Origin of the sequence: Exiguobacterium sp. s128 (genome assembly GCF_018618815.1) — a bacterium.
GTDB lineage: Bacteria > Bacillota > Bacilli > Exiguobacteriales > Exiguobacteriaceae > Exiguobacterium_A > Exiguobacterium_A antarcticum.
In genome coordinates this window covers 69,677-95,909 of sequence record NZ_JACSMT010000005.1, presented here as the reverse complement: position 1 = coordinate 95,909, position 26,233 = coordinate 69,677, and the positions used below count along the sequence as shown (strand labels likewise).

24 protein-coding genes are annotated in these 26,233 nt (G+C 48.9%); 15 read left to right on the top strand and 9 right to left on the bottom strand.

Annotation, left to right across the window (positions count from 1 at the left end; genetic code table 11):
- The first annotated feature begins 140 nt into the window (after window positions 1-140).
- From KNQ13_RS03695 to KNQ13_RS03665, 7 genes are all read left to right on the top strand, one after another.
- Window positions 141-479 (top strand): zinc ribbon domain-containing protein YjdM, encoded by a 339-nt coding sequence (locus KNQ13_RS03695; RefSeq protein ID WP_026830536.1) that lies wholly within the window; start codon window positions 141-143, stop codon window positions 477-479.
- A 139-nt stretch (window positions 480-618) separates the two neighbouring features.
- Complete coding sequence (locus KNQ13_RS03690) at window positions 619-1,044, top strand: DMT family transporter (protein WP_014969191.1); 426 nt, start codon at window positions 619-621, stop codon at window positions 1,042-1,044.
- Between the two features lie 12 nt (window positions 1,045-1,056).
- A complete protein-coding gene (locus KNQ13_RS03685) occupies window positions 1,057-1,725 on the top strand; it encodes a Crp/Fnr family transcriptional regulator (protein WP_014969192.1) in 669 nt (222 codons plus the stop codon).
- A gap of 12 nt (window positions 1,726-1,737) precedes the next feature.
- On the top strand, window positions 1,738-2,208 hold the full coding sequence (locus tag KNQ13_RS03680; RefSeq protein WP_014969193.1) for a DMT family transporter: 471 nt from the start codon (window positions 1,738-1,740) through the stop codon (window positions 2,206-2,208).
- 3 nt (window positions 2,209-2,211) lie between these two features.
- Complete coding sequence (locus KNQ13_RS03675) at window positions 2,212-2,925, top strand: YjjG family noncanonical pyrimidine nucleotidase (protein WP_026830537.1); 714 nt, start codon at window positions 2,212-2,214, stop codon at window positions 2,923-2,925.
- 156 nt (window positions 2,926-3,081) lie between these two features.
- Window positions 3,082-3,522 carry a GNAT family N-acetyltransferase gene (locus KNQ13_RS03670; protein ID WP_026830538.1) on the top strand — a complete coding sequence of 147 codons (441 nt, stop codon included), beginning with the start codon at window positions 3,082-3,084 and terminating at the stop codon, window positions 3,520-3,522.
- Between the two features lie 301 nt (window positions 3,523-3,823).
- Window positions 3,824-4,303: a GNAT family N-acetyltransferase gene (locus KNQ13_RS03665; RefSeq protein ID WP_026830539.1), complete on the top strand. Its 480-nt coding sequence runs from the start codon at window positions 3,824-3,826 to the stop codon at window positions 4,301-4,303.
- A 73-nt stretch (window positions 4,304-4,376) separates the two neighbouring features.
- Here KNQ13_RS03665 and KNQ13_RS03660 read toward each other — a convergent pair whose 3' ends face one another.
- Complete coding sequence (locus KNQ13_RS03660; protein WP_014969199.1) at window positions 4,377-4,934, bottom strand: putative periplasmic lipoprotein; 558 nt, start codon at window positions 4,932-4,934, stop codon at window positions 4,377-4,379.
- Between the two features lie 131 nt (window positions 4,935-5,065).
- Here KNQ13_RS03660 and KNQ13_RS03655 point away from each other — a divergent pair, with 131 nt between their 5' ends.
- The 3 genes from KNQ13_RS03655 (at window position 5,066) to KNQ13_RS03645 (ending at window position 7,931) form a co-directional block, all read left to right on the top strand.
- Window positions 5,066-6,118, top strand: coding sequence for a YcjF family protein (locus KNQ13_RS03655; RefSeq protein WP_026830540.1), 1,053 nt, complete (start codon window positions 5,066-5,068; stop codon window positions 6,116-6,118).
- Window positions 6,119-6,176: 58 nt separating this feature from the next.
- Window positions 6,177-6,812: a peroxiredoxin-like family protein gene (locus KNQ13_RS03650; protein WP_026830541.1), complete on the top strand. Its 636-nt coding sequence runs from the start codon at window positions 6,177-6,179 to the stop codon at window positions 6,810-6,812.
- Between the two features lie 159 nt (window positions 6,813-6,971).
- On the top strand, window positions 6,972-7,931 hold the full coding sequence (locus KNQ13_RS03645; RefSeq protein ID WP_026830542.1) for a type I phosphomannose isomerase catalytic subunit: 960 nt from the start codon (window positions 6,972-6,974) through the stop codon (window positions 7,929-7,931).
- A 33-nt stretch (window positions 7,932-7,964) separates the two neighbouring features.
- On the opposite strand, the gene KNQ13_RS03640 is transcribed toward KNQ13_RS03645, so the two are convergent.
- A complete protein-coding gene (locus tag KNQ13_RS03640) occupies window positions 7,965-9,296 on the bottom strand; it encodes a sugar phosphate nucleotidyltransferase (RefSeq protein WP_026830543.1) in 1,332 nt (443 codons plus the stop codon).
- Between the two features lie 35 nt (window positions 9,297-9,331).
- Here KNQ13_RS03640 and KNQ13_RS03635 point away from each other — a divergent pair, with 35 nt between their 5' ends.
- The gene (locus KNQ13_RS03635; RefSeq protein WP_026830544.1) at window positions 9,332-9,943 is read left to right on the top strand and encodes a response regulator; all 612 of its coding nucleotides are present in this window, start codon (window positions 9,332-9,334) and stop codon (window positions 9,941-9,943) included.
- Here the strand turns inward: KNQ13_RS03635 and KNQ13_RS03630 are convergent.
- From KNQ13_RS03630 to KNQ13_RS03620, 3 genes are read right to left on the bottom strand one after another with little or no spacing between them, the layout of a single operon-like run.
- Window positions 9,927-10,793, bottom strand: coding sequence for a glycosyltransferase family 2 protein (locus KNQ13_RS03630; RefSeq protein ID WP_026830545.1), 867 nt, complete (start codon window positions 10,791-10,793; stop codon window positions 9,927-9,929). The genes KNQ13_RS03635 and KNQ13_RS03630 overlap by 17 nt on opposite strands.
- Window positions 10,790-11,929 carry a glycosyltransferase family 4 protein gene (locus tag KNQ13_RS03625; protein ID WP_026830546.1) on the bottom strand — a complete coding sequence of 380 codons (1,140 nt, stop codon included), beginning with the start codon at window positions 11,927-11,929 and terminating at the stop codon, window positions 10,790-10,792. Before KNQ13_RS03625 ends, KNQ13_RS03630 begins: the two co-directional genes overlap by 4 nt.
- A complete protein-coding gene (locus KNQ13_RS03620; RefSeq protein WP_026830547.1) occupies window positions 11,926-13,113 on the bottom strand; it encodes an MATE family efflux transporter in 1,188 nt (395 codons plus the stop codon). The genes KNQ13_RS03625 and KNQ13_RS03620 overlap by 4 nt, the downstream gene beginning before the upstream one ends.
- Before the next feature lie 51 nt (window positions 13,114-13,164).
- Here KNQ13_RS03620 and KNQ13_RS03615 point away from each other — a divergent pair, with 51 nt between their 5' ends.
- A complete protein-coding gene (locus tag KNQ13_RS03615; RefSeq protein WP_034774130.1) occupies window positions 13,165-14,319 on the top strand; it encodes a glycosyltransferase in 1,155 nt (384 codons plus the stop codon).
- A 47-nt stretch (window positions 14,320-14,366) separates the two neighbouring features.
- On the opposite strand, the gene KNQ13_RS03610 is transcribed toward KNQ13_RS03615, so the two are convergent.
- Together KNQ13_RS03610 and KNQ13_RS03605 are read right to left on the bottom strand one after the other, a co-directional pair.
- Window positions 14,367-18,827 carry an MFS transporter gene (locus KNQ13_RS03610; protein ID WP_051590474.1) on the bottom strand — a complete coding sequence of 1,487 codons (4,461 nt, stop codon included), beginning with the start codon at window positions 18,825-18,827 and terminating at the stop codon, window positions 14,367-14,369.
- A 141-nt stretch (window positions 18,828-18,968) separates the two neighbouring features.
- A complete protein-coding gene (locus tag KNQ13_RS03605) occupies window positions 18,969-20,495 on the bottom strand; it encodes a methyl-accepting chemotaxis protein (protein ID WP_209548054.1) in 1,527 nt (508 codons plus the stop codon).
- 204 nt (window positions 20,496-20,699) lie between these two features.
- On the opposite strand from KNQ13_RS03605, the gene ypfJ reads away from it, so the two are divergent.
- On the top strand, window positions 20,700-21,545 hold the full coding sequence (gene ypfJ, locus KNQ13_RS03600) for a KPN_02809 family neutral zinc metallopeptidase (RefSeq protein ID WP_026830550.1): 846 nt from the start codon (window positions 20,700-20,702) through the stop codon (window positions 21,543-21,545).
- 48 nt (window positions 21,546-21,593) lie between these two features.
- On the opposite strand, the gene KNQ13_RS03595 is transcribed toward ypfJ, so the two are convergent.
- On the bottom strand, window positions 21,594-21,983 hold the full coding sequence (locus tag KNQ13_RS03595; protein WP_026830551.1) for a nuclear transport factor 2 family protein: 390 nt from the start codon (window positions 21,981-21,983) through the stop codon (window positions 21,594-21,596).
- Between the two features lie 15 nt (window positions 21,984-21,998).
- A complete protein-coding gene (locus KNQ13_RS03590; RefSeq protein WP_014969205.1) occupies window positions 21,999-22,481 on the bottom strand; it encodes an RrF2 family transcriptional regulator in 483 nt (160 codons plus the stop codon).
- 211 nt (window positions 22,482-22,692) lie between these two features.
- Here KNQ13_RS03590 and cydD point away from each other — a divergent pair, with 211 nt between their 5' ends.
- Complete coding sequence (gene cydD / locus KNQ13_RS03585) at window positions 22,693-24,423, top strand: thiol reductant ABC exporter subunit CydD (RefSeq protein WP_026830552.1); 1,731 nt, start codon at window positions 22,693-22,695, stop codon at window positions 24,421-24,423.
- Complete coding sequence (gene cydC, locus KNQ13_RS03580; protein WP_026830553.1) at window positions 24,420-26,138, top strand: thiol reductant ABC exporter subunit CydC; 1,719 nt, start codon at window positions 24,420-24,422, stop codon at window positions 26,136-26,138. Before cydD ends, cydC begins: the two co-directional genes overlap by 4 nt.
- The last annotated feature ends 95 nt before the right edge of the window (window positions 26,139-26,233 follow it).

The window sequence follows — 26,233 nt, the reverse complement described above, 5'->3', positions numbered from 1 at the left end:
CAGATGCTAACGGGAGACGGATTCCAACATCCGTCTCCCGTTTTGTCTGTTTCCAACCAACTCTTTTTTCCTGCAACAAGCTGTTTGTTCTTTTGCTATACTCAAGTGAAAGAATCAATCAAGTATTGGAGGAATGAGATATGAATGAATACCCAAATTGTCCGAACTGCGGTTCAACGTATACATACGAAGATGGTAACCTGTTCGTATGCCCGGAATGTGCCCATGAATGGACAGCTGCGGATACGGAAGTGGCAGAAGAAACCAACGTCATCCGCGACGCGAACGGAAATGTACTGAACGACGGCGATACGATCACCGTCATCAAGGATTTAAAAGTGAAAGGCACATCACTTGTCGTCAAACAAGGGACACGCGTCAAAGGAATCCGCCTCGTCGATGGGGACCATGACATCGATTGTAAGATTGATGGACTGGGTGCGATGAAGTTGAAGTCGGAGTTCGTCAAAAAAATTTAATTGAGATGCCGCCTGTCATCACGATGAGGCGGTTTTTCATGGAGAGGTTATGAATGATTGTTCAGGACAAATGTCCTTTAACAGTTTTTCAAATTCCGTTTAAATGAAGATAAGAAAAATCAGGAGAGGAGGAACACGGATGCGGGGAGTTCTTTTTGCAATCAGCGGTGGTTTTTTTCTGACGCTCCAAAGCGTTGCCAATGCCCGGATCAGTAACGGCATCGGCACGTGGCAAGCGGCGACATTGACTCAGATGACAGGTTTTATCGTCGCTTTATTGATTACACTGATCTTACGCGACCGGACCTTTCGGCAGATGAAAGAGGTCAAATTGCTGTATCTGTCCGGTGGTGCCTTAGCGGCAGCGGTCTTATTCAGTAACATGACGGCCGTTCATTTGATGGGTGTGACGTTGACGATTTCTTTATTCCTGATTGCTCAGCTTGGATTAGCTTTGGTAATTGATTGGAACGGCTGGTTCGGGATGATCAAACGACGGCTCCAGCTGCCGCAAGTCATCGGAATCTTGATGATGATTGGCGGCGTGCTGATCTTAAAGTGGTAAGGGGGAAACAACGTGGAACAAGCGCAACTGGACGAGTATTTGGAACGGTTTCAATTGACGGAAGTGTTTGCCGGCGGGTTGCGTGAGCATTTACAACCGGTCGCTTTTCAAGCAGGAGACTGGTTGTGCCGTCAAGGGGATGCGGCGGACCGGATGTACTTGTTGCTCGAGGGGAAACTGAAAATCACCCATATGTCGGCGACTGGAAAACGGCTCGTCTTATCGTTTAAGCATCCGTTTGATCTGGTCGGCGACATCGAATACGTTCGCCGGACCCCGTTGATGAATACAGTCGAAGCCGTCACACCGGTCACGGCAGTCAGCATTTCCTATGCGGCACTCGAGCAAAAGGGAACGGACAATCCGGCACTGCTTCGGTTTTTACTCGAGACGATTACGATGAAGTTTGAATTGAAGTCGCATTCGATGAGTTTTAACCTGCTGTATCCGGTCGAGGTCCGGCTCGCCAGTTATCTCCTGTCGATGACACCGGAAACACCGACGTTACCGGTCAGTGATCTGGTCGATGCGGCGGATTTGATCGGGACGAGTTATCGTCACCTCAACCGTGTCTTACGGCAATTCAGTCAGGACGGCTTGATTGAACGGACGAACCGGACGATTACGATCGTGGACCGGAATGGTCTGACGGAACGGGTCGGCGAAAGTATCTATGAGTGAGGAGGAAACAAGATGACGCTTGGAATAGTCCTCGCCTTATTCGGCGGGATGATGGTCTGTATCCAAAATACATTTAATGCCAAGGTCAAGGAACGGGTCGGGGCATGGGCGACGACGACACTCGTGTTAGGTCTCGGATTCCTCGCTTCCCTGACGATCGGATTGATCGTTGAAGGCGGCGGACTTTTTTCGATGAACGGGATGCAACCGTGGTTTTGGTTCAGCGGGATTATCGGCGTCGGCGTCGTTTTGTGTGTGACGCAAGGAGTGCAACAGCTCGGACCGAGTTACGCGATCTCAATCGTCATGGTCTCACAAATCCTGTTTGCTTTACTCTGGGACACACTTGGCTGGTTCGGACTCGATCAAGTGGCGTTCACCTGGACAAAAGCTGTCGGTGTGGTTCTGATCGGCGGCGGTGTTTTATTGTTCCAACTCGGCGGCAAATTGACTGAACGACGGATGTTACGAAAAGGAGCCTAATAAATGAATTACACGACATTGTTATTTGATATCGATCATACCTTGCTTGATTTTGATGCGACGGAACGCTCTGCTTTACGACAATTGTTTGAAGACGAGCAGCTCGAGTGGACAGAAGAGCGGGAAGCCCGTTACCGGACGATTAACCAATCTTTATGGAAAGCGCTTGAACGGGGAGAAGTAACACGGAATGAAGTGATTACGTCACGTTTTGTGACGTTTTTTGCCGAGCAGGGCCGGACGGTCGACGGCAGTCAAATCGATGCACGATACCGGACCTACTTAAGCCGTGGAACAGAATTAATCGAAGGAGCGATCGAACTCCTCCATGTGCTCAAAGGGAAGTATCAGTTGTATGTCGTGACGAACGGTGTCGCGGTGACACAACGGGCACGACTTAGAGGATCTGGTCTCGCGCCTTATTTTGACGGGGTTTTTGTCTCAGAAGAAACCGGTTATCAAAAGCCGATGGCGGCCTTTTTTGATTATGTGTTTGACCGGATCCCGGATGCGACGCGCGAACAGACCATGATTATCGGCGATTCGTTGACGGCAGACATCCAAGGCGGCATTATGGCAGGGATTGCGACATGTTGGTTTAATCCTACTCATGCCGCGGCGCCGGCAGAACTGATGCCGACCTATACGATCGAGCGGCTTGATCAGCTTGTGACGCTGCTTGGGACGAAAGAGGTAGTTCGGACAACCTCGAAATAAAATCTAAGTAATGAGATGGATTTAACATATCCTGGATACCATCCGATAATAATTAAAAGATTACGAAAGGAGGCGATCATGGTGAACATGACGCAAACAAAACAGGAAACGGGGCGCGATGCGTAACCCGTTTTCTAAAAAACGGGGGGAATGGATATGCAGATTGAATTACGACCAGTCACGAACGAGAACTGGGAAGCCTGTTGTGCACTCGAATTAACAACAGAACAACAGGGATTTTTAGAACCGAACGTCTACTCGATTGCTCAGGCCGGTTTTGAGCCGGCGCTCGTCATGCAGGCGATTTATGCAGCGGATGAGTTGGTCGGATTTTTGATGTACAATACGGAGCGGGAAGAACTGGATGGCTACTGGATTTACCGCTTGATGGTTGACCGCCGTCATCAAGGGTCAGGAATCGGACGGGAAGCGATGCGGTTGTTGCTTGTAGAAATGCAACAGCTTCCGAAAGTGGCATGCATTGTAGTCGGTTATCATCTGGACAATCAAGTTGCGCACCGTCTGTACGAACGACTCGGATTTGTTGATTACGGCGACCGCTTCGGAAAGGAAATGGCGGTCCGATATACGTTTTAAGCAACAAGATCTTAGCCTGGATAAGGTCTTTTTTGAAGGAACAGAACCGCCGGACGTTCGAGAAATTAAGCCGAAAGTCACCGTTCTAGATGCGAATAAACAGAGGTTCCGGTCGACGTTCCGCCTGCCGGAACCGTCCGAACACACGCGGGAAGAATATTATCTCGAAACTGGGTACAGCAATACTGTGCTCAATACACCACTGGCCTTGCAACCGATCCCGTTTACGGTTAACTAACAGGAAAACCGAACCGGACGTCGAACTCCAAACGGATATCGATTTAACAAGGAGTGGGAGAGTATGAATGTACGGGCAATGACCGCAGCCGATTATCCGGAAGTCGGTCGGATTTACAAACAGGGGATAAAGACGCAGAATGCGACGTTTCGAACGGAAGTACCGTCGTTTGACTACTGGGATGCCCATCATCACATACACAGCCGGCTGGTGGCGGAAGAAGACGGGAAGATGCTCGGATGGGTCGCTATTAGTCCCTTTTCGTCGATTCCCGCCTATCAGGGCGTGGCGGAAGTCAGTCTTTATATTGACGAAGATGCCCGTGGCAAAGGAGTCGGCACCGCATTGATGCATGCTGTCATCGAAGCGAGTGAAGCGGCTGGGATCTGGACGTTGCATTCACAAATCTTTCCGGAAAATACGGTCAGTCTGAAGTTGCACCACCGGTTTGGTTTCCGGGAAGTCGGCCGGCGGGAACGGATCGGACAATTGGCCGGCGTCTGGCGGGATACGATTTTACTGGAACGCAGAAGTCAGATTTAAAACGAAGCGAATTATATGAAAAGGGGAGATGGATGTTAGTGTCCGCCTCCCTTTTGTGTCTTAAAAATTAAAGTCATTCACTTGCTTTTAAAACAAGCGCAAAAATCTGTTCGTCCTTCTTCACATCAATATCCTCAGGACCATGGATATCTTCGAGTGAATGCGTCTCGATTTTACCACTTGTTGATACATGACGAAGCAACAGCACGTCATAATCACTCAGCGTGAAGTTCGAGCTAGGACCCGTAGTGCTGAAGGCAACTGGTTTTTGTTTTAACGCTTCATGGGCACGAATACTTCCGCCTTCTAGATTCGCGCCAAAGTGAATGTATTTCGCTGAAGAGGATTGAAGGACTCGGAGTGTCGAATCGTATTTCTTTGGTTCAATTTCCATGGAAAAGAGTGTCCGTTCTTTGTGGTTCGGCAAATATTCCACGCCTTTTAACAGATAGTTTTTGTTCAGCTTACCTTTTAAGTGATAAGCAGCGATATCTTGATCATTGATTTCCGCAAAAACTTTTTCACCGGCTTTTAATTTAATGGAAGATACGGTCAATGTATCACTTGTTGGTGATGTGCAGCCACTCAATAAGAAGGTAGCCGTCAGCAAAAAGACGCTGTATGTTTTCATGATCAGATCCTCATCTCGTAAGTAGTTACTGGTAATATTCACCAACGGATGAAAATAGACCTTCTTTTCAAGGATGATTTCAATGGAGAACGGGAAAAGACCGACAGCAGGTATTTTCAGGAGGGATAAAGATGGATGATTTTTTTGGAGAAGGTCTTGAGACCAATGAGCAGAAACGCAAACGAAAACTCGAAGAAGTGTTTGACCAATCGTTTGAGTCAGAACGCCGCGACTTTAACCAGTCACTTGAACAAGAAGTGACTGTTGCTTTAATCGGGGACGTCAATGCGGGCAAATCCTCGACGCTGAATGCGATCCTTGGTCGGGAAGTTGCGACCGTTGGAGCAAAACCGGGGGAGACGACACGGATCGATCAAATCCGGCAACATCCGGAAGATAAGGTCGTCTTCGTCGATACGCCGGGACTGAACGATGCGAACAGCCTAAACTCGGACACGACATGGAAGTTTTACCAAAGCGCGGATGTCATTCTCTACTTCTTGAACGCCGCCGGGACCGTCTTATCGGAAACGGAAACAAAAAACTTCAAGAAGATTTATGCCCACAATAAAAACATCGTCATCGTCGTCACGAAAATCGATGCGACGAACGACCTCGCGACGATTTTGTCGCATATCGAATCGAAGTTACCGGGACCGAAAGTCGTGCCGGTCTCCGCGATGGACGGGACGAACATTGACCGTCTGCGGCGTGAGGTGCTCGACATTTTAAAAAAGTTCAACAAGGATAATCTGTTTGTTCGCGAGATCGATCCGGCGTTGCGGGGGAAAATTGCGAACAACTGGATCGTCGGAGCAGGGACAGCAGCTGGAGCAATTGGAGCGGTACCGTTTCCGGGAGCCGACATCATTCCGTTAACATCGATTCAAATCGGACTGATGCTGAAGCTGTCAAATTTGTACGAGCGGAATCTCTCGAAGGAAAGTGCGAAGGAGTTATTGGTCGTGACGATTGTCGGCAACTCCGGGAAAACAGCGTTCCGGCAACTGGCGAAGATGGTCCCAGGATACGGAGCAATCATTGGGGCCGGTGTCGCCTCGACGGCGACAATCGCGCTCGGATACGGGACGAAATACGCTTATGAAAATAAACTCGAACTGACACCGGAAAGTCTGATGGGCTTCATTAAGAAATTCCGCAAAAAACCGGACGGAGCAAAATAACGGACAGATTGCGGAAGTCCCTGCTATGCTGTAAGACAAACATAAAGGGGGACACATCGTGTCTACATTGCTCGAAGAAATCCGCGCGTATCAAGAACAATTTCGTCAAAAGGCGCCGCAGGAAAAACAACGACTGATGGCACAAGCGACAAACGAGTTAGCCGCATCAGATGGTGCCAAAGGATTGAGCGTCGGAGATGAGGCACCCCGCTTCACGTTGCCGAGTGCATCCGGTCAGTCCGTGTCGTTAGAGGAACTGCTGCAAGATGGTCCGGTCATCGTAACGTTTTATCGGGGAGGCTGGTGCCCGTATTGTAATTTGGAGCTCCGGGCCTACCAACGGGAATTAGAAAAAATTGAGGCAAAAGGAGCGACGCTAGTAGCGATCAGTCCGGAAACACCGGATCACTCGCTCTCGACGCAGGAAAAAAATGACCTGGCATTTCAAGTGTTGAGTGATGTCGATAACGTCGTCGCCCGTCAGTTCGACCTTGTGTTCGACATGCCGGACTATTTAATCGACGTGTACAAGGCATCCGGTCTTGACGTTGCCGGCCATAACGGTAACGAGGACTGGCAGTTGCCGAAACCGGCAACGTTCATCATTCAGCCGTCCGGTAAAGTTTCAATTGCTGACGTCCCGGCGGATTATACAAAACGGACAGATCCGCTCACAATCATCGAAACGCTATGAACTGAGAACGAAATCCCGCCTTTCATTCAGGCGGGATTTTTTTCTGTGGCGTACCATTCTTTTGTTGATAAATGTATATAAATGGGTATATAAAGGTAACGAATTGAAGAAATGGAGGTGGGCGTTACTCCTTTTTCAATCAAGGAGTTCGCGGTGTCTATGTATAAAATCGAGCCAGTATTCAAAGAACGGATTTGGGGTGGTCGTCGTCTTGAAGAGTTGTTTCATTTCGATTTACCGGCAGGATCAATCGGAGAATGCTGGACGGTTTCGGCACATCCGAGCGGACGAACTCCTTTAGCGGATGGTCCCTATCAAGGACAGACGTTAGATCAATTATGGCAGAATCACCGGACAAGTTTGTTTGGTCCATACGCATTGGATGCTTTTCCTTTACACGTCAAGCTGCTCGATTCCTCGTCATATTTATCCGTTCAAGTCCATCCGAATGATGCGGACGCCAAACGACTGGAAGGGGAACCGTACGGAAAAAATGAATGTTGGTATATCCTCGAGGCGAAGGAAGGGGCGGAAGTCATCGTCGGTCACCATCTGTCCTGTCGCGAAGAACTCGTGACGTGTGCTGAGCGGAAGGAGTGGGATGCCTGTCTTCGTCATCAGTCTGTCCGCAAAGGAGATTTCATCTACATTCCGAGTGGAACGATTCATGCGCTTGGTCCGGGAATCGTGTTGCTCGAAATTCAACAGATGAGTGACCGGACGTATCGACTGTATGATTATGACCGTCTTGATGCGGATGGAAATCGACGTGAACTACACCTCGAAAAAGCAATCGCTGTCACGACGATTCCGGATGAACCGTTGACGATCCGACCGATTCAGGAGACGACGACTTCTGGGACGAAAACGACGTTACTGGAAGTCCCGTTCTTCACGGTCATCCATCATGACATCAAGGGGGCGGACTACTGCTTATCCAACAGTCCGACGTTTCGGCTGCTCACCGTCGTGTCAGGTCATGGGGAATTGCGTTCGGCAAATCATTCTGAACAACGTCTCTTGCAAAAAGGGGATCAGTATTTCATTCCCTGTTCAGCGGGGGAATACCGCATCTCCGGACAACTGGAGTGCGTGACAAGTGAGGTGTTTCCAAGTTAAAGGCACGTATCGCTTTTGCGATACGTGCCGCCGTTAATTCGAACCGAGTGAGATCGGAAGCGGATAGTTGTCTTCCTCCGTCCAGTCGATGGAGTATTTGATTTCGATCATAATCAAGTCACTCAATGTCTTTAATGTATGCGGCACCTCGCGTGGAATGTGGACGACGGAAGTGGGACCAAGCAATTGATGTTCCCCGTCGATGATCGCTTCGGCTTGTCCTTGAAGAATGCTCCACGTCGAGTCTGTCTGAGCATGGTAATGATGACTGATCTGGTGGTTGGCTTGGATATGCAGACGACGTGTCACGGCATACCGTCCGTCTTCAAGTTGTTGTTGATGAAGAATCGTCGCATACCCCCAGCGTTTCCATTCAAATTGCGGGGGCAGTTCTTGATCGACAAGATAATCTTTAAGATGAGGCGTTTCATCTTTTGATGAAACGAGGACACCGTCGGGGCTGACCGAAACAATTAAATCGGTCAAGCCGATTCCGAGGACAGGCACTTGCATTTCATTGACGATATGCGTATTAGTGGAATGGATCAATCGCGCATTGCCATGAATCGAACTCGGCATTTCTTCCGTCAGAGTATTCCAGGTCCCGAGATCTTTCCAGTATCCGTCATACCGGTGGACAAACAGGTTGGTTGTTTTCTCGACGACGGCATAATCAAACGATGTTTTCTCAAGCAAGTCATACGCCGTTCGTAAGTCCTGATACGTCACAGGCACCTGTTGCTCGTTCAGTCGTTCCGTTAAGAAGTCAAGCCGGCAGGCGAATACCCCGCAATTCCACAACGCTCCTTGATCAATCAACTCGACTGCAGTCTCCAAGGATGGCTTTTCACGGAATTGTTGAACCGTAGACATCGGACTTGTAGATTCAGGAATAATATAGCCGTATTTCGACGTCGGATGAAGCGGTTCGACCCCCATCAAGTGAAGGGCATCGGGATGAGCCTGAACGGCCTCATCGAGCATAGAAAATCGTTCAAAAAAAGAAGCATCGACATAAGGGTCAACGGGCATGATGATGATTGTTTCTGTTGGATCAATCCGTTCTGCCAAGTAACTTGTTGCGAGCATGATGGCAGGAAACGTATCCCGCCGAGACGGTTCGTGGATGACGGACACCTTTGTGCCAAGCTGATGTTCAATTGCATCGAGCTGGGCTTCGGTCGTCGTGATGACGGTTCGATCCGCTAGACCACTTGTTTCTAACTGTTGAAACACCCGCTCCATCATCGATTGTTTTTGTCCGTCGGCATCTTCAAGAATCCGCAGGAATTGTTTGGAGTTTAAATCGTTCGACAGCGGCCAAAGTCGTTTTCCGGATCCACCTGATAATAAGAGAATATACATCATCCAACACCCTTTCTGAACTGGAGGTTTTAAAGATGGCACTGTACTTATTAGTTGATGCGCATGAGCCGACAAGAAAGATTTTGCAACGAAAGTTACTGGAACGAAATCAGGAAGTACTGGAAGCTGAATCGGCAGAAGAGGCCTTATCGGTACTCGAAGTACAAGATGTTGATGTCATCATGACAGAATTGCGGTTGCCACAACTCGACGGTGTCGAACTGCTGAAAAAGGTCACGCAATTGTACCCGTTAACGAAACAGATTGTTCTGACCGACTACATGCAATTGCATACGTTACTCGCTGCCGTCAATTCCGGAAACATCAGTCGTTTGATGACAAAACCATTGAAAATTGATGAAACGATTCTTCGCATCATGGAAAAGGTCGGAGCCGAAGTCGTTGAGACGAAACATCGAAAGAAAAATATTGGCGTCATGTTTAATGGGATTTTGACCAATGCGAATCGTCCGTATTGTTTATTTTTTGAAGATGGAACGATTGTTGGCCGCCGTGCGTTGGAAATTCCGAATCAAGAAGCGCCGGATGATGAAATGAACGGCTTGCACCGTTTTGAGTTTCCGACGCAATTCGGAACCTATATCTTGTACCAATCAATGAATGGGACGGTCATGAAACACGTTTGAAGACAAGCGACTCGACTCCGATGAAGCTGAGGCGGATGTACATGTAAATCACACCAGCAGCAAGAAGCGGATGGCGAACGTATTTTTTGAGATTTGTTTTGTGATACAAGACCGGTCGGAAAAAGTACCAACGCTGTAATGCCTTTGTTAGTCCGCCGTCTTCGTTTTGAAGCGTCTTCGGCATGACGTCAAAGTAATAGCGTTTCTTTTGGAGCAGGTCGGTAAGTTCGACCTGTTTTTCATTGTGCCGGACGAAAGTGAAGGTCGCCCGCCGGATTTGTCCCCCTTGCTCCAAATAGCGGATGGTTGGTTGTGTTTCCTCAAAACTGATTTGCGTTGGATCAATTTCACCTGAAGTCACATAGGCGTCGAGCCGCCAAAAACGAGCGGCTTCAATCGAATTGGCATCGAGCTGATCCGTCGGAATATTAAACAAATTCCGTTCGAACACCTTGACCTGACTGAAAAAATTCGAATGGTCGCTGTATGCCTGTTCCGGGATGACAAGTGCTCCGATATCCGGGTGGGCTTCGAGGTACAACAAACAACTTTTCAGCATGTCATCCGAAAGCACCATGTCCGAATCGATGATGTACAGATACTCGACGTGGAGTGCTTTTAGACGATCGATAGCCGTTTTTCGCGCAATCCCGCGTTCACCATGCGGTAAAGCGATGACCTCAAAGCGTTCATCGTGTTGTGTTAATCGTCTGATCGTCTGAACCGTTTGGTCGGTCGATCCATCGTCGGCAATGATACAACGAAAAGGTGAAGCTTGGGCTTGGAGCGAACGAATCGTTTCCTCAATAATGGCTTGATTTTGATACGTCGACATTGCGATTCCAATCATACATACTCCTCCTTCACATCAACTAGTGGAAGTTCGTTCTGGAGCCAATTTCGAAAGTGTTGACCTGTGTTATCCCAGTGCAGTGTCTGGGCGAAGCGATGTGCAGCATAACGAATCGTATCGTATTGTTCGGTGTCTTGAATGCAGGAACGCATTTCAGAAGCGAGTGCACCGGGCGACTGGGCAACTGTCATATAACCCGCCATCCCGTAATGGACGGCATCTCGTAAACCGGGGGCGTCATAGACGATCGTCGGTGTGCCGACTGCTGCCGCTTCGCTGACCGTCAAGCCCCAGCCTTCGCGTTTGGAAGGGAAGAGGAGTGCGGTCGCACGACTCATCCGTTCAAGCTTTTCCTCTGCGCTGACAAAGCCGAAGTACGTAATATCTCCCCGGATTTTTTCCGGGACAAGCGGGTCCAGCTGTTGTTGAACATAGCGCGCATCTTTTTTACCGATGACCCAAAACTTCGCTGTCGGGAATTCTTGTTTCAAGATGACGAAGGCTTGAATGGCATCGTCGATTCCTTTATAGGCAGACATCCGTCCGACGTATAAAAAGGTCGGGACCGATTCTTTTGGTTGCCATTCCTCTTCTTTCCACGGAATGAAATCGAGTCCTTCGGGCAGAATCGTAATCTGTGGTTTAGAAAAACCGATGGAGCGTAAGTCATCCGCCGTCGACTGACTGACCGTCAAGGCACGTCCGTGACGGTACAGCTGAAGCCGGGGCGTCTCGGTCTGTTCACCGAGCCAGGCATACGGGCGCTTGACGTTGATCTGCCAGATTTCACGCGTGAACTGATGAATGAACAGGGCACGCTTAGCGCGTGGGACATACAACGGCGTGAAGAACTGATGCGTGTTGACCTGATCGACGACGAGATCGATCGAAGAGGCGTGTTTGTAATAGTAAGATGCCGCATACGGAATGACGGTTGCGAGCGTACCGTGGCGGACATACGTGATGCCGTCTAAAAATTCGACGTCACGCCCCCCTTCAAAGGCGGGGGATAGATGCGTGATTGTATAGTCATCCGCGACACGGCGAAGCATTTCGTGTGTAAAGACCTCGGCACCACCGGCCTTCGGGTGTTTGATGTCACGCCACGATAAGAATAAGAGACGGGGTTTCATAAAAGCTCCTCCTTTTTCACAATCAATCGCTGTTTTGGCAAAATGAATCTCAGGACAAAGGCACTTCCTAACAAGACGATCGCTTGCCCGGTCAACCAAATTTCAACCGTTTGGCGGACGAACAAGAGGGAGAGGACCAATAAGACGAGAATCCCCCAAAACCATTTCAGATAGCTTGTCCGGTGTAGCGAAAATTGGACAAGTGCCTCGTACTGGATCAGCGTGATGCCGGCGTAGACGAGCACCATGTATTTGACATACTGTCCGGCTAAATCGTAGCCGTCTCCGAATAACCAGGGAATGAGATACGGGACAATCGTGACGTAAAAGATGACGGCACAGGCGAGCCCACTCAATAGAAACAGGTACAACTTACGTTCCCAAATGTGAAAGGACTGTTGGTGATTGAAACTGCTGAGACGCGGCAACAACAGTTGGGATAAGGAGAGTGCGACGAACAACAATAATTGACCGAACCGCAACGCAACGGAATAGTCTCCGGCAAATGTCGGGAAAAATCGTGTTACAAGAAGACTGTCTAGTGTAAAGAAAAGGGTCATGACGACTTGGGTGTGAATCAAATGCGTCAGACCGTTCCAACGGGTTGGACCGGTACTCTCTGGGAATGGTGTCTGAAGAAGGCTGACAAGATAAGCCATTAGCATCCCGATCAAGATAAAGGCTAAGGCAAGGGTTACGTTCGTATACTGAAGCAAAAGCCAGGTGGCGATCACTTTCGTTAACGATTCGACATAATAGGAAAGGTTCAGCGCGTAAAAACGTTCTTGTGCTTGAATGACACCACGCCTGAAAGATAATAAGATATGGAAAAAGACTGTAAGCACAACAAGAAGAAGGTTTATTCTGGTAAAAGGTAGAAGGATAGGTAAGACATACAGTAAGATAAGTAAAATGACTCCGACGACAGCAAGCAACCGGTTTCGTAAAACACGATAATGATTCGTTAAATGTTGACTGAGGTCGCGTGTGACCGTCCACTGCAAGGCGCTTCCGATGATAAGGAGCAGACCCAGTAAAGCGAGATAACCGTTTAAAAATCCATAGTCGACACTCGATAATTGACGGGCTAACAACAAGTGGTAGGCATAGTTGACGATGTTCAATAAAATGTCTAGAATTGGAAAAATTAAAATCACTGCATGACGGTTTAGAAAACCAGTCATCAGAACACCTCCCATCAATCGGTTTGAATGATACGGAAAGGATGAATCAGCATGAACCAAGGTCACATCGCTATTTTCACGGATCATGGACGACAAATTTCCTACGAAACTCTGATTCCTTATTATCCAATACTCTTTTACACACAACCGGGTAAATGTCCTGCCTCCTTCGAACAAATCGCTATTACAGAAGTTCAGAGTGCGGAAGAAGAACATGATATCAAGCTGTATATCGTCGACTATCAGATGGGTGCAGACGAGTTGAAAATCTTAAATCAAATCCGTAGTATCCGCTCACGGGCAAAAATTTTGCTGATCAAGGATGTCGTACGGATGAAAGGCGATTTCCCGTATGAAGCGGTAAAAGGGGATGGGGTTCTCCGTACCTTTTCCTATCGAGCGAGCTATCCGAATGAATTGTTTGCTGAAATCCAACATATCATCCATCCTGAATATCCCATTTTAAAAGATACTATAGCCTTTATATTACCAATATTTAACGAAGAGAAACGTTTTATGTATGTAAAACAATTTTTAGAAGCATTAGCGGAACTAATCAGTGAAGATTACATTCATGCTTCGATCAACTTTTTTGATGATGCGTCTTCCGATCAATCGAAAGCGTTGTTGCAGGATTATCGTTCCATCGTCATGGACGCGACGGATACATTGTTCACGGTCGGGTATCTCGAAGTCCACCAGGTGGAACGGAATACCCGGAAAGCCGGGTTGTTCATCGAAGGGATGAAAAACATCTCGAGTGATTATTATGTATTTGTCGATGCCGATAACTCGTTTAAGACGGAAGACATCGCCCGTTTACTGACGATTGCCCAAAATGATTATTATGATATCGTCATTGGGACAAAAGATTTGACGATTGAAGACCGTGGACTTGTCCGGCGTCTGCTCAGTTTCGCCAAACGAAATCTGACACGGACCTTTTTACCGAAAGGGGTCACCGATTCGCAGACCGGTCTAAAAATCATCAATCGTCGTGTCGTCCCGCGGATCCTGCCGTATTTAAACGTCGAGAGTGGACTGGCGATTGATCTTGAATTGATGTATGCCGCGAAAAAAGAACGGTTGCGTGTGTTCCAACAGCCCGTGACCTGTATCGAGCGGGAAGGATCACACGTCAATCTGGTCAAGGACTCGATTGCTTTTTTAAAGACGATGGTTGCCTTGTATCAACGGCATCGTTAAATACCCTGTACCGACCCGCTGCATATCGAGTCGGTACAGGGTATTTGTCATGTCTTGGATTTTTTAGGCCGACGAATCGTTGAGGACAGTTTCTCGCGGAACCGCTGACGAACCGCTCCGAACCGTTGACCTGTCATCCACCAGATCAGCAGCCCGCTCAAGGGGAACGCGAGCAGCAGGACGGTCAGTCCGACATAATAGACGGGACGTAAGACGACAGTGACATCGGCGGTTGCTTGAGTGGACCGGTACAACTGACTGACGCCGTTCAGCGCGATGTTACCCCGCATCGGCGCGACACCGTCACGCAACTCAAAGAGCGGTGTCGGCGAATCGTTGACCGTAAAACGACCAAGGGGCTCCTGACTCGTAATATGTCGATTCATCAACGACGGGGTGACACCAAGTTTCTCGGCTGGTGTTTGAGCGAACAGCGGTTTTCCGGTCTGCTCCGCCATCACAAACTGATCGACGAGGATCAGTTGATCGTAAGGGAGAAACTCCAGATTTTTAAGCTGTAAGCTGCCCGCCTTTTTCTCATTACCGCGTGTCCAGATGTGGAGTTGCATCCGCACCGCCTTTTTCGGAGGAATGATCATCTGTTCGTAATGATTCCAGCGGCTCTTTTTGTCTTCCTCGACTTCATTGATGAAATCGGTCCCGATGACACGGTCTTTTTCATCCAGATAAAAGACTTTCAAGTGACGTTGCCGCACGTTTTTACTGACCGCATCAAACTGCAACAAGTATTCATGGTTCGGACGTGCCTTGATTTTTTGAGAGGCGAAGATATACCAGTCACACGAACAAGTTGCTTCATATTCCATTCGATACGTACCGTCTTTTTCGCTCCCGCTAAACATATCGTCCGTGATCGAGACACATGTCGCACAATTGGCGGCTGCTTCCGGTTCCGTAAGTGGCTTGTCGGTGACGATTTCACTCGGATCAAACTGATGCAGATCGTCCATCGTAACGAGTGACGGAACGGCACTCGCATACACCAGTTCAATCTCATAACGACCGCCCATCAACGGAATGTCTTCCAGCGTAATCTGATGAAGTGCCGAGTAGACATCCGGCAAAGATTCGAGTTGATACGGAAAATCCCGGTGCAACGGATCGAAGGTCACGGTTTCTTGACCAATCGCTTGTTTTCGGATGTCCGGCGTCTTGAAATCCTGCGCTGTCAAGACACGCCGGTAGATGATTTTTTTCCCATCGCGCAGCAAGACGGTCAACCGGCCATTTGTGTTCGTCGGTCGTGTCGCTTTCAGCTGGATGTCATAGGTTCCATCCTCAGCAACATCAATCGTTCGGCGTAACGTTCCTTTTTGAGCAGCTACACCTTTTCCGAAACTGAATCCGGGATAGTTACGTTCGGATTGAAGGTGTCCCTCGTAATCAAAGGCGTTTTCTGCTTCGAGCACCATCAACGTTTTGGTGATTGGAAGTTTCTCTTCCAGTCGTTCCTGAACTTTCGTCCATTCTGTTTTTGGAATCAAGACGATGTTTTGAACGGCATTAAAGCCGGACGTATTCGTGATGCGGAGTGTCGAACTTGTGTTGTCTGCGACGAAGTTTCCGAGAGGCACCCAAACGAGTTTTGCGCCTGCCGCTTGCTTCGTCTTGACAGAGAATGTTTGGTCGTTGAATTCAAAGTCAAGCTGGCCGCCGTTTTGGTTCAATAAGACACGTGCGTAACCGGCATAACGACCTCGGGTAGTCTCTTTTGTCATCTCAATCGTGTTCGGTACCATATAGTCCTCGAAACTGAAAATCTTGATATCGTGGACCCACCAATACGTCTTCCGTTCCGGACGCTGAAAACTCAGCAAATCAATCCGCATCGTCTTGGCGTCTTTCGGGGTGACGTACTCGCCTTGAAGATGGATTGCGTCAAGATCACCGGAGTCGCGGGGAGCGACGACATACGTCTGATTCAGTTCACGATCTTTGGCATCGTAAAACCGGACTTTGACGTGCAACCGGTCAACACCACGACCGGACGCTGTGATGTCAAACCGGTACGCATTGTTCGGTAAGGCGTCCAGCTTGCCGGATTTCGCGACCTGCCAAATGTATTTCGGATCACCCTCTGCGACTTCCGCCCGCAGGACAGGCAGGTTATTTTCCTTTGACAAAGGATTAGGGGATAAGTCGACGATGTCCGGATTATCCGCTTTGAAAAATGTCTCGTCCTCAAGCATCGAGTTGAACGACGCGACTTGTTTCGTCTTCAACTGATCGAGTTTATAGACGGGGGCATCTATCTTTGCCGAGGCGAAAGACAAGCCGATTCCATCCCCGAAGTCGAGATCGAATGATGGATTGCTGATTCCTTGTGTCCGTAAATACCAGCGCCAATCACTGTTTGCCAAAAACGTTTTGCCCCAGTTCAGGAACGAGTTGGCGGAGTCGATCGCGTCAAACGGTTTCCAGAAGTATTGTTCCGGTACCTGACTCAGTAACACATCGTTTTCTTCCGCCATCTCGATGATGTCGTCTTTCTTTAACCACGATAAGCCGTCTTGATGGGCTTGGGTCGCATACAAAATGGATTGGGGACCAAGTTTATAATCATCCAAAGTCGAGAAAGTGACTGACCGTTCGAGACCGTATGGGGTCAGAATCAACTGTGGAACAGTCCGACTGTCAAGTGGCTCGATTAAATCGAATAACGTAAACAGCCCCACTTGTTTTGTCGCGAGCAGATCGTGTTGGGTGGCGAGAATCTTTTTATTGAAGGCTTGCCGCTCCTTCATGCCCGTATATTCCGTCCGGTACGCGAACTGTTGCAGACCAAACGCCTGTGCAATTTGCCCGGCTTGATCGGAGCGGCCCGTATCGAGCAAATATTGCATGAACGTCATCATGTAGCGGACCGTCTGGGTGGTACCTTCGTGATGAAAAACCGTGTTTGCCTGCGAACCGTAGACTTGGACGTCCCCGGTCGCTTTGGTTTCGCCGTCCGGATGCGGATTTTTATTCCAGGTCGGTGTCGCGACCCCCGTACTCGGTTGTGTCATTTCATCTGCAATCGGAAACTGAAGCCATTTCCCGTCAATCAGTTCTTGAACGACGGTATATTCTTTCGGCATCTTCACCGGATGATAAAAACCTTCCATGTAGACGGCGCGATACGGCCAGAAAAACAACCCGAGGGCGATGACAGTCGTTCCAATCGCAAGCAGGCGGTAAACCGGAAGCGGCAACGTTTTGGAAGGGCGGTTGAACACGGTCGCGAGGCTTGAAGCGAGCAACAAACTATAGCTGACCATCAGCAATCCGACTAACTTGTTGGGGTCACGAAACATGGCGCCGATCAGCGGAGTCTTCGTGACGAACAAGACAAAGAGGTCGGCGACCTGCTCGTGAGTCCCTGTCGCAAAAACAATCAACGGGATGCTGAGACCGGTGAAGAATAACAGGATTGGCTGACGATAGGAGACAAACGCACCAAACGAAATCAACAACAGAATAACGCCGCCGCCTAACCAGAAACTGAGCGGTAACGTCGTCAGATCGAACATCGGCCACCAGTAGCTCGTTAAATAAAACACATTCGTCCACGAAGAATGACGGCTGAACAACATCAACGTATCAGAGACATTGATGTTGTGTTGCGAAGCTTGCGATCCGGTCAAGATGGAACCGACATACATGAAAAACCAGTATGAATTAAACAATAGGAAAACAAGAGAAAAGGCAATCGTGGAGCGGACATAAAAACCAATCAACGGTTTAATGATCTGCTCTTTCCGACGTGTCCAAAAGGTCTTCGCAAAAATCAGGGCGACCATGATGCCCATGTAGATCAAGGAGAAGAAAAAGTAATGGATGCCGGCTGCCATGAAAGCAAAGACGACGGATAGTCCGGTAATGTCGATCCATGTCCGGCGCGACAGCCGGTCGGATAATGAAAAGTTCGGATTGAATTGTTCACGGAACTTGGGATCAAATATATTAAAAAACAACAACAAGGCGAGTGGGAAGACGGAGTAGCCACATAAGAGATAAATGTGCTGGATCCGCGTGATGACCCATGGATTCAAGGCATAAAACAAAGCGGCGATGCCAAAAGCGACGAGTGATAAAAAAGAAAAGTGAGGTGAGACGTAGACCGAATGCAACCGTTTTGTTAAAGCGAACATCGAAACAGCGGACACGATCAACAAGCCAAAAATAAACGACTTGATCAAAATCGGACCGGACGCACCAAACAGTAAACTGAGCAGATAAAAGGGAAAGATGTAAATCAGACGGGCGACATTCAACAAGGTCGTCGTACTCCAGCGGTTATTCCAGGCGCCAAAAATTTCCTCGAGATAACGATTGGACGAGAGACCAAATGACATATCACTGAAGACGACCATTCCCGGTTTCAGCAGGGGGGCGCCGTACAAAACAATCAAAACGAGAACGCCGGTTAACACGAGAGCATCTTTGTGATAGGTTCGACCAAATCTGCGGGCAACATCGAGTAGTGATTGTAGTGAGGTCTGCATCAAAGAACTCCTCTCTCAAAAAAAGGTCAATTCTCTTACTATTCGGGATATGATGGGATGATTCCTAGAACGGCTCCACTTAATTTTAACAAAAATGCAAGCAGGCTCCTCCGTCTGAAGGAGGAGCCTGCTTGATTTAGGTTACCGATCGATATGATTGGTCAATTCATCAACCAATTGTTCCAACGAACTTGTCATCTGACCGAGTGATTGGGTCATCGTTTCAAATTCGTGTTGGACGGTCGTTTGCTGTTCGAGTGAGACGGCAGTCGACTCAATGCCGTACCGGACTTCAAGCGAAGCGGCTCGGGTCGTCTCCATCCGTTGTTCGATATCGAGCATCTGGACACCGACTCCTTGACGCGCTGTTTGAATCGAGTTGATGCTTTGTTCGACCTCCTGTACCAGTTGCGTGATGTCAGAAAATGTCTGCCGGACACGCTTGGTCATCTGTCGGTTTTCCGACAGTGTCGTCGTATAACTGGCTGCCGTTTCCTTGATTTGATCGGTATCCGCAATCAATGCCTGTAAAACTTCCGTCACTTCATTGGCATAACTGCGCGACTGGACGGCAAGGTGACCAACTTCCGTCGCGACGACGGCAAAGCCACGTCCGGCATCACCGGCACGTGCCGCTTCGATGGCTGCATTTAACGCTAGCAAGTTCGTCTGACCGGCAATCGCTTCCAGATTCGCCAGGATTTTTTGGATTTTATCGGACCGACCGGCCATGGCGGTGATGGAAGTATGCAGACCATTCGTCGATTCGACCATCGCTTCGACCCGGCGATCCATCAGATGCATTTCTTCATTTCCGGTCAAAGCGGTTTTCGTCATATTTTCCGTCGTTGTGGCCGTCCGTGCCATTTTCGACTGAATCGTTGCGATAGCCGCATTGACCTGATGCAATTGATCTGTTCCTTGTTGCATCGATTGGTGTTGTCCGTCGGCAGAGTCAACAATCGGCGCAATCGCAGTCGCAATTTGATTGGTCGCTTCGACCGATTGGACAGCGGCTTGTTGTAAATGCCTCGTATTGGTTTTTAAACTACCGACCAGGGATTCAATCTGCTGACTGACATTCGTGATCAGTTTCGTCGCATCCGCTTCGCGGCGTGATGCCGCCTGACGTTCCTTATTCTGAACAGCGATTTGAATGATGAGCGCAGCACTCGTCAAAATCAGGAAGACAGCATGAATCATCAGGATACTGAACGGATAACCGGCTGTACCGCAAATCAACGCCGGTACAAAAAAGAATCCGGCAAAATGTTGAACGGCGAACAGAACGGTACTGACAAGAATCAAATCAATCCGACGGAAGTAGGCAATCAAGGCCAACACCATAAAAATTGAGAAATGGTATTCGACGAGTCCGTTTCCGCCGGCGACAATCGACATACTGGAGAAAGTTAACGTCACCGTCAACAAAAGCGGTACGTTTTTACTGCGCGGGCGCATTCGGTACAAGACTGTAGCAGCAAGCAAACAAATGACCGGTAACAAAGCAATCCAAGTCAGAGCGATTGGTGAGGCGGCACTGACGTTTCCACGAATGATTTGATAGCCGTCAGCAAAAGTGGTGAATCGGTGTAAAACATGAACGATGAGTGACAAGATGACAACAAATGAACTAATCCCAAGCATAAGCTGATTCCGGCGTTTCATAAAATAAAATTCCTCCAATTTTTAGTTGCAGCTGAAATAAAGCACGAATGCACACGCTGAATGTATCTCACTATCGGTTGGCCATTTCAGATTGTTTAGCTTCAAGATGTTTAAAATAAAATTAAATCTTAAAATAGGAAATCAAGGATAAACAAACACGATGTGGGGTATAGAAATGCATTGAGACTTGTAGGAGGAACGCGTATGAAATGGAAGGGTAGAGAAAGAAGTTCAAACGTCGAAGATCGACGGGGGATGGGTGGAAAAGGAGTCGCTGGGATTGGTGGTGGCCTTGGAATCATTATTCTAATCGTTGTTACTTTGATGGGAGGCAATCCGGCTGATCTGTTAGGGGGACTAACAGAATCGGATAACGGCAGCCAGACAGAGTACCAAGAAACGGCGAAAGAAAAAGAAGCGGCTGATTTTGTCTCTGTTGTCTTAGCCGACACGGAAGAAGTCTGGACAAAGGAATTTAAACAAGACGGGATGACCTATAAAGAACCGACGCTCGTCCTCTATAAGGATCAGGTCAGTTCAGCGTGTGGACAAGCCGGGAAGTCTGTCGGGCCTTTTTATTGTCCAGGTGATCAGAAATTATACATCGATCTTAGTTTTTATGATGAGTTACAAACGAAGTACGGCGCACCCGGCGATTTTGCGATGGCGTATGTCATCGCCCATGAAGTCGGACACCATGTCCAGACACTGCTCGGTACGTCGGACGAAATCATGCCGCTCCGTCAAAAGATGAGTGAAGAGAAGTTTAACAAATACCTCGTTCGTTTTGAGTTGCAGGCGGATTATTATGCCGGCGTTTGGGCGCACCATGCGCAAGGACAAAACTTGCTTGAAGAAGGGGATCTGGAAGAGGCGCTTGGTGCTGCGAATGCAGTTGGGGACGATACGTTACAAGAAAAAGGACAAGGTTATGTCGTGCCGGAAAGCTTTACCCACGGTACTTCCGCACAGCGGGAACGTTGGTTCCAAAAAGGATTCGACAACGGAACGATTGAAGGCGGCGACACCTTCAAGGCGAAGAACTTATAAGCATGAGCAACAGGCACCACTTCATAACGAAGTGATGCCTGTTTTAGATTAATCGTTGTATTGGTTGAACATCGCTGTATCGTCCGGGACATTGGCAAGGTAGACGATTTTTCCGTCTGCATCCAGTCGGGCGATATCCGTTCCGTCTTGCGTGAAGACCGATCCGTCCGCCCGCTTACCGCAAACGGCCCAGCGTGTTTCCATCGTATCCCCTGTTTCTGAAGGAACCCAGCCGGCGTACATGTGCTTGATGTCTTGATTGGCCGTAAAAACCATCCGGACGAACTGTTTCCACGCTTCGATTCCGTGTTGTCCCTGTCCGTTGAGGACGAATGTGATGTCATCCGAAAATAGTGCAATCAAATCCGTAAAGGCTTGCTCGTCGGTCCGGGAAGCGTCAAATAAATCAAAATAACGGTCAAGTGTAGTAGTGTTCATCATAATAATCTCCTTTTAGTTGCGAATCATTTTTTCTTCGATTAAGCTTTGCAGTTTTGTCAGATGGTCAGGCGGACAATTCAAATAAATTTCGCGGCGGATCGAATCAATCGTTTCGCGTTTGAGCGTCGATTGCCACGACTGTTCGGCTTCTGTCATCAAGTCGGACAATAAGCAGATGTTTTGGTTTTGGATGCCCATCAAATCTTCAAAGACTCCGCTTGACGCATACAACGATTGTTTCCCTTCAATCGCTTCATAGACATCAAAAACACGAATTTGTTCAGGGGAAGCTTTCAGACGGAATCCGCCTTTGGCTCCGGGAACGGATATCAACAGATCCGCATGAACGAGCTTCCGGAGCAGTTTTTGAAAATAGGTCGGGGAAGCGCCGAGTTGTTGGCTGATGAATTCGCCCGGCAGGACCCCTTTATCCGGTAAAAACGTCAATAACAGCATGGCATAGATGGATTGCTCAACACCGGTTTTCATTTGCATAAAACATTCTCCTTTTTGTATAACGTGGATAACTATTGTCCACGATACAACCGGATCAATGAATTGTCCAGTAAAATGTCTCTCACAAAACCGTCACACCTTTTCGGCAGCATACCCGTGGCATCAACAGAATGGATTCGGTATACTAAATGTACGATATGTGAAAATATTCACTAAAAGTCGTTCACACTTTGTGAAAGGGCGTTTGATTATGAATCCACTTAAAGGAATCATCACGATTCCGCGTTCAATTTTAATACAACTGATGCTGGCGGCCGTCTTAATGGGTGTTGCCGTCATCGGTCAATCCTATTTAATCGTCATCATCGTCGATCGGATTTTCCTGCAAGGGGATCCGTTCGCGGCAGTCATTCCGTTGCTTGGTGTCCTATTGTTGATGCTTGTCCTGCGCGTCGGCGTCACGTATTGGAACGGACGTCTCGGGACGAATCTTGCGGCACGGGTCAAACAAGACTTACGCCAGGCACTTGTCGCGAAATATACGAAAAACTCCGTTGAATCGATGCTCGAAGGACAATCCGGAAAAAAGGTCAGTGTCCTACTGGATTCCGTCGATGAGATGGACAGTTATTACAGTCAGTACATGCCGAAAGTCATCCAGACGTCGATCGTCCCGCTGATGGTGCTGATTGCAGCCTTCAGCTATGACTGGGTCACGGGACTCGTCATGATGATTACAGCCCCGTTCATTCCGTTGTTTTACATCGTCATCGGGATCATGACCCAAAATCGGGCCGATACGCAACTGGAGAAGATGAATGCCTTCTCCGGAACATTTCTGGATACGTTACAGGGACTGACGACGTTGAAATTATTTGGTCGGGCGAAGGCCCAACAGGACGTCATCGAACGGAGCAGCCTCGACTTTCGGGATGCGACATTGACGGTGTTGAAACTTGCCTTCTTGTCATCACTGATGCTCGAATTCATCTCGATGCTCAGTATGGGAATGATTGCGCTTGAAGTCAGCTTACGTTTGATTCTGTTCCAAAGTATCACCTTTGTCCCGGCCTTTTTGATGTTGGTATTGGCGCCGGAATACTATCTGGCGTTAAAGGAAATGGGCGCAGCCTTCCATACGGGACGGGGCAGTGTCGCGGCCGCGAAACAGATTGCAGCGGAACTGACGGAAGATGACCGGAGCGTCGTCTTCGGACAGACGGAACTACCGGCAGCCCGTCCACCACGGATCGAATTAAAGGACGTCGCTTTTTCATACCGCGATGCCCGGTTTGCGATGACCGAACTGAATCTTGCGATCGAACCGTATCAGAAGGTCGCGTTGATCGGTCGCAGCGGAGCCGGCAAATCAACGGTCCTTCAGTTATTGGCGGGTCTCGCCGATCCGCAGGACGGACAACTGTTACTTGACGCTCAACCCCGTCAGATGATCACCGAAGCAAGCTGGTTCCGCCAACTGAGCTATATCTCCCAGCATCCGTATTTGTATGCCGGGACACTTGCGGAGAATATTGCAATTGGTGAATTACGCGAGGCATCACGTTCAGCGATTGAACAGGCCGCATCTGACGCCGGTCTGACAGAACTGATTCAGCAGTTGCCGAACGGACTCGATACGGTGATCGGGGAAGGCGGACGCGGATTATCCGGCGGAGAAAAACAGCGCGTTGCCTTGGCGCGTGCGTTCTTAAAACGACCGAACATCATCTTGTTTGATGAACCGACGACCGGTCTTGACGTCAAGACGGAACGGTTGCTGCAAGAAGCAATCACTGTTTTAGGACGTGAAGCAACGGTCATCACGGTCGCCCACCGATTGCATACGATTGAACAATCGGATCAAATCGTCATTCTGGAAGCAGGACGGATTGTCGACCGGGGAACACATGAAGAATTACTCGAACGTGAATCGGAGTATGCGATGATGCGTGCCGTTCAACGAGGGGAGGAGACACGATGAAAGAGTTGATGGGAATTTTTCGCTTGATGTTGCACCAAAAACGAGACATCGTCTTCTCGATTGTCTTCGGTGTTCTGGCTGGAGTCACAGCGGTCGGTTTATTTGCGGCAAGCGGCTTTCTGATTTCAAAAGCCGCTTTATTGCCACCGATCCAGACACTGGCTGTCTTGATTGCCTTACAGAAACTGTCGAGCTTGACGCGGGCGGCGAGTCGTTACGCCGAACGCTATTATTCACACCGGGCGACGTTTACGATTCTCAGTGACTTACGGACGACGTTTTATAAACGACTCGAGCCGCTTGCACCGGGGATCTTTGCGAAGTACCGGAGTGGTGACCTGCTCGCACGAATTGTCGGTGACGTCGAAAGTCTCCAAAATACGTTTTTACGGGTCGTCTATCCACCGATCATCTTAGTGCTCGTTTTTCTTTGTACGATCTTTTTCGTCAGCTTCTTTTCACTCAGTGTTGCGCTTGTCCTCGTGATTGGTCTTCTGTTGACGGGATTCGTCATTCCCGGCTGGTTTGCCTACCGGGAACAACGCTTTGCCCGGTCCGTTCGGGCACGGCGGGGGGAACTGTCGACGGAAGTGACGGAATTGTTCCAGGGCTACCGGGATTTAAAGATTTATCAACAACTCGGAAACAAGGAAGCAGAACTGAATGCTGTCGCAGCGCGGTACGTGGCGGAAGAAAAACGCAACGGGCTGCACGCCGTCTCGAATCTTGCATGGAATACACTCGCCACCTTGATCATTTCCTGGATTGTGTTGGGTCTCGGTGCTTATCTGGTCGCCGACGGTCAGCTCGACGGTGTTTTCCTGGCCTTACTCGTCATGACCTCGTTGACGGTGTTTGAAAATGCAGCCCCAATGGCGATTTTGCCGGGCTTCTTTGAAGACAGCCGCCATGCGGCGCGACGGCTCGATGATGTGGTCGAAGCGACAGCGGAACCGGAATATCGTTCGTTTGAGCTGACGCGGGCACCGGAACTCCGGGCCGAACAGGTCACGTTTGCGTTTCCCGATCAGGAACGTCCGGTCTTACGAGACGTCAGCGTGACGTTTCCTGCCGGCAGCAAAACAGCAATTGTCGGAGCGAGCGGCTCCGGGAAATCGACCTTACTGCAACTGTTGTTGCGGATGTATCCGGCAGACGGGATCCGGATTGAGGGAACCCCCGGTCAAGAGATCGATCCGGAAGCGGTATGGCGACAGTCGAATGTCGTCTTGCAACAAAACCATTTCTTTTACGGAACGATCCGCGACAATCTGCAGCTTGCTAGTAGCGAGGCAACGGATGATCAGATGATCGAAGCACTGAATCAAGTGGGCCTTTCGTTGCTCGCTCTTGACGACCGGGTGCTCGAAAAAGGGGAAAACCTGTCCGGCGGTGAAAAACAACGGCTGGCGATTGCCCGGATTTTCTTACGGCAAGCTCCGCTCTACCTGCTCGACGAACCGACCTCATCAGTCGATGCCTTGACGGAACAGACGATCTTGCAGCACTTATTCGCACGTGCAACGGATGCAACGCTGTTGCTGGTCAGTCACCGTCTCGCAGGACTCGAGAAGATGGACCAAATCGTTGTCATGGAGCAAGGTCAAGTCGTCGAAGTTGGCACGTATGCTGATTTGATGGCACGACAAGGTGCTTTTTATGCCTTAAAACAAGTCGAACAATCAGTCTTTACACCGGATCAACTGGTCCGTTAAACCAACAGCCCCCTCCGTCGCTACCAAAGCGTTGGAGGGGGCTGTTTACTATGAAGAGAATTCAATAAGGCAGGACAGCTGGCTTGTGTCTCGCC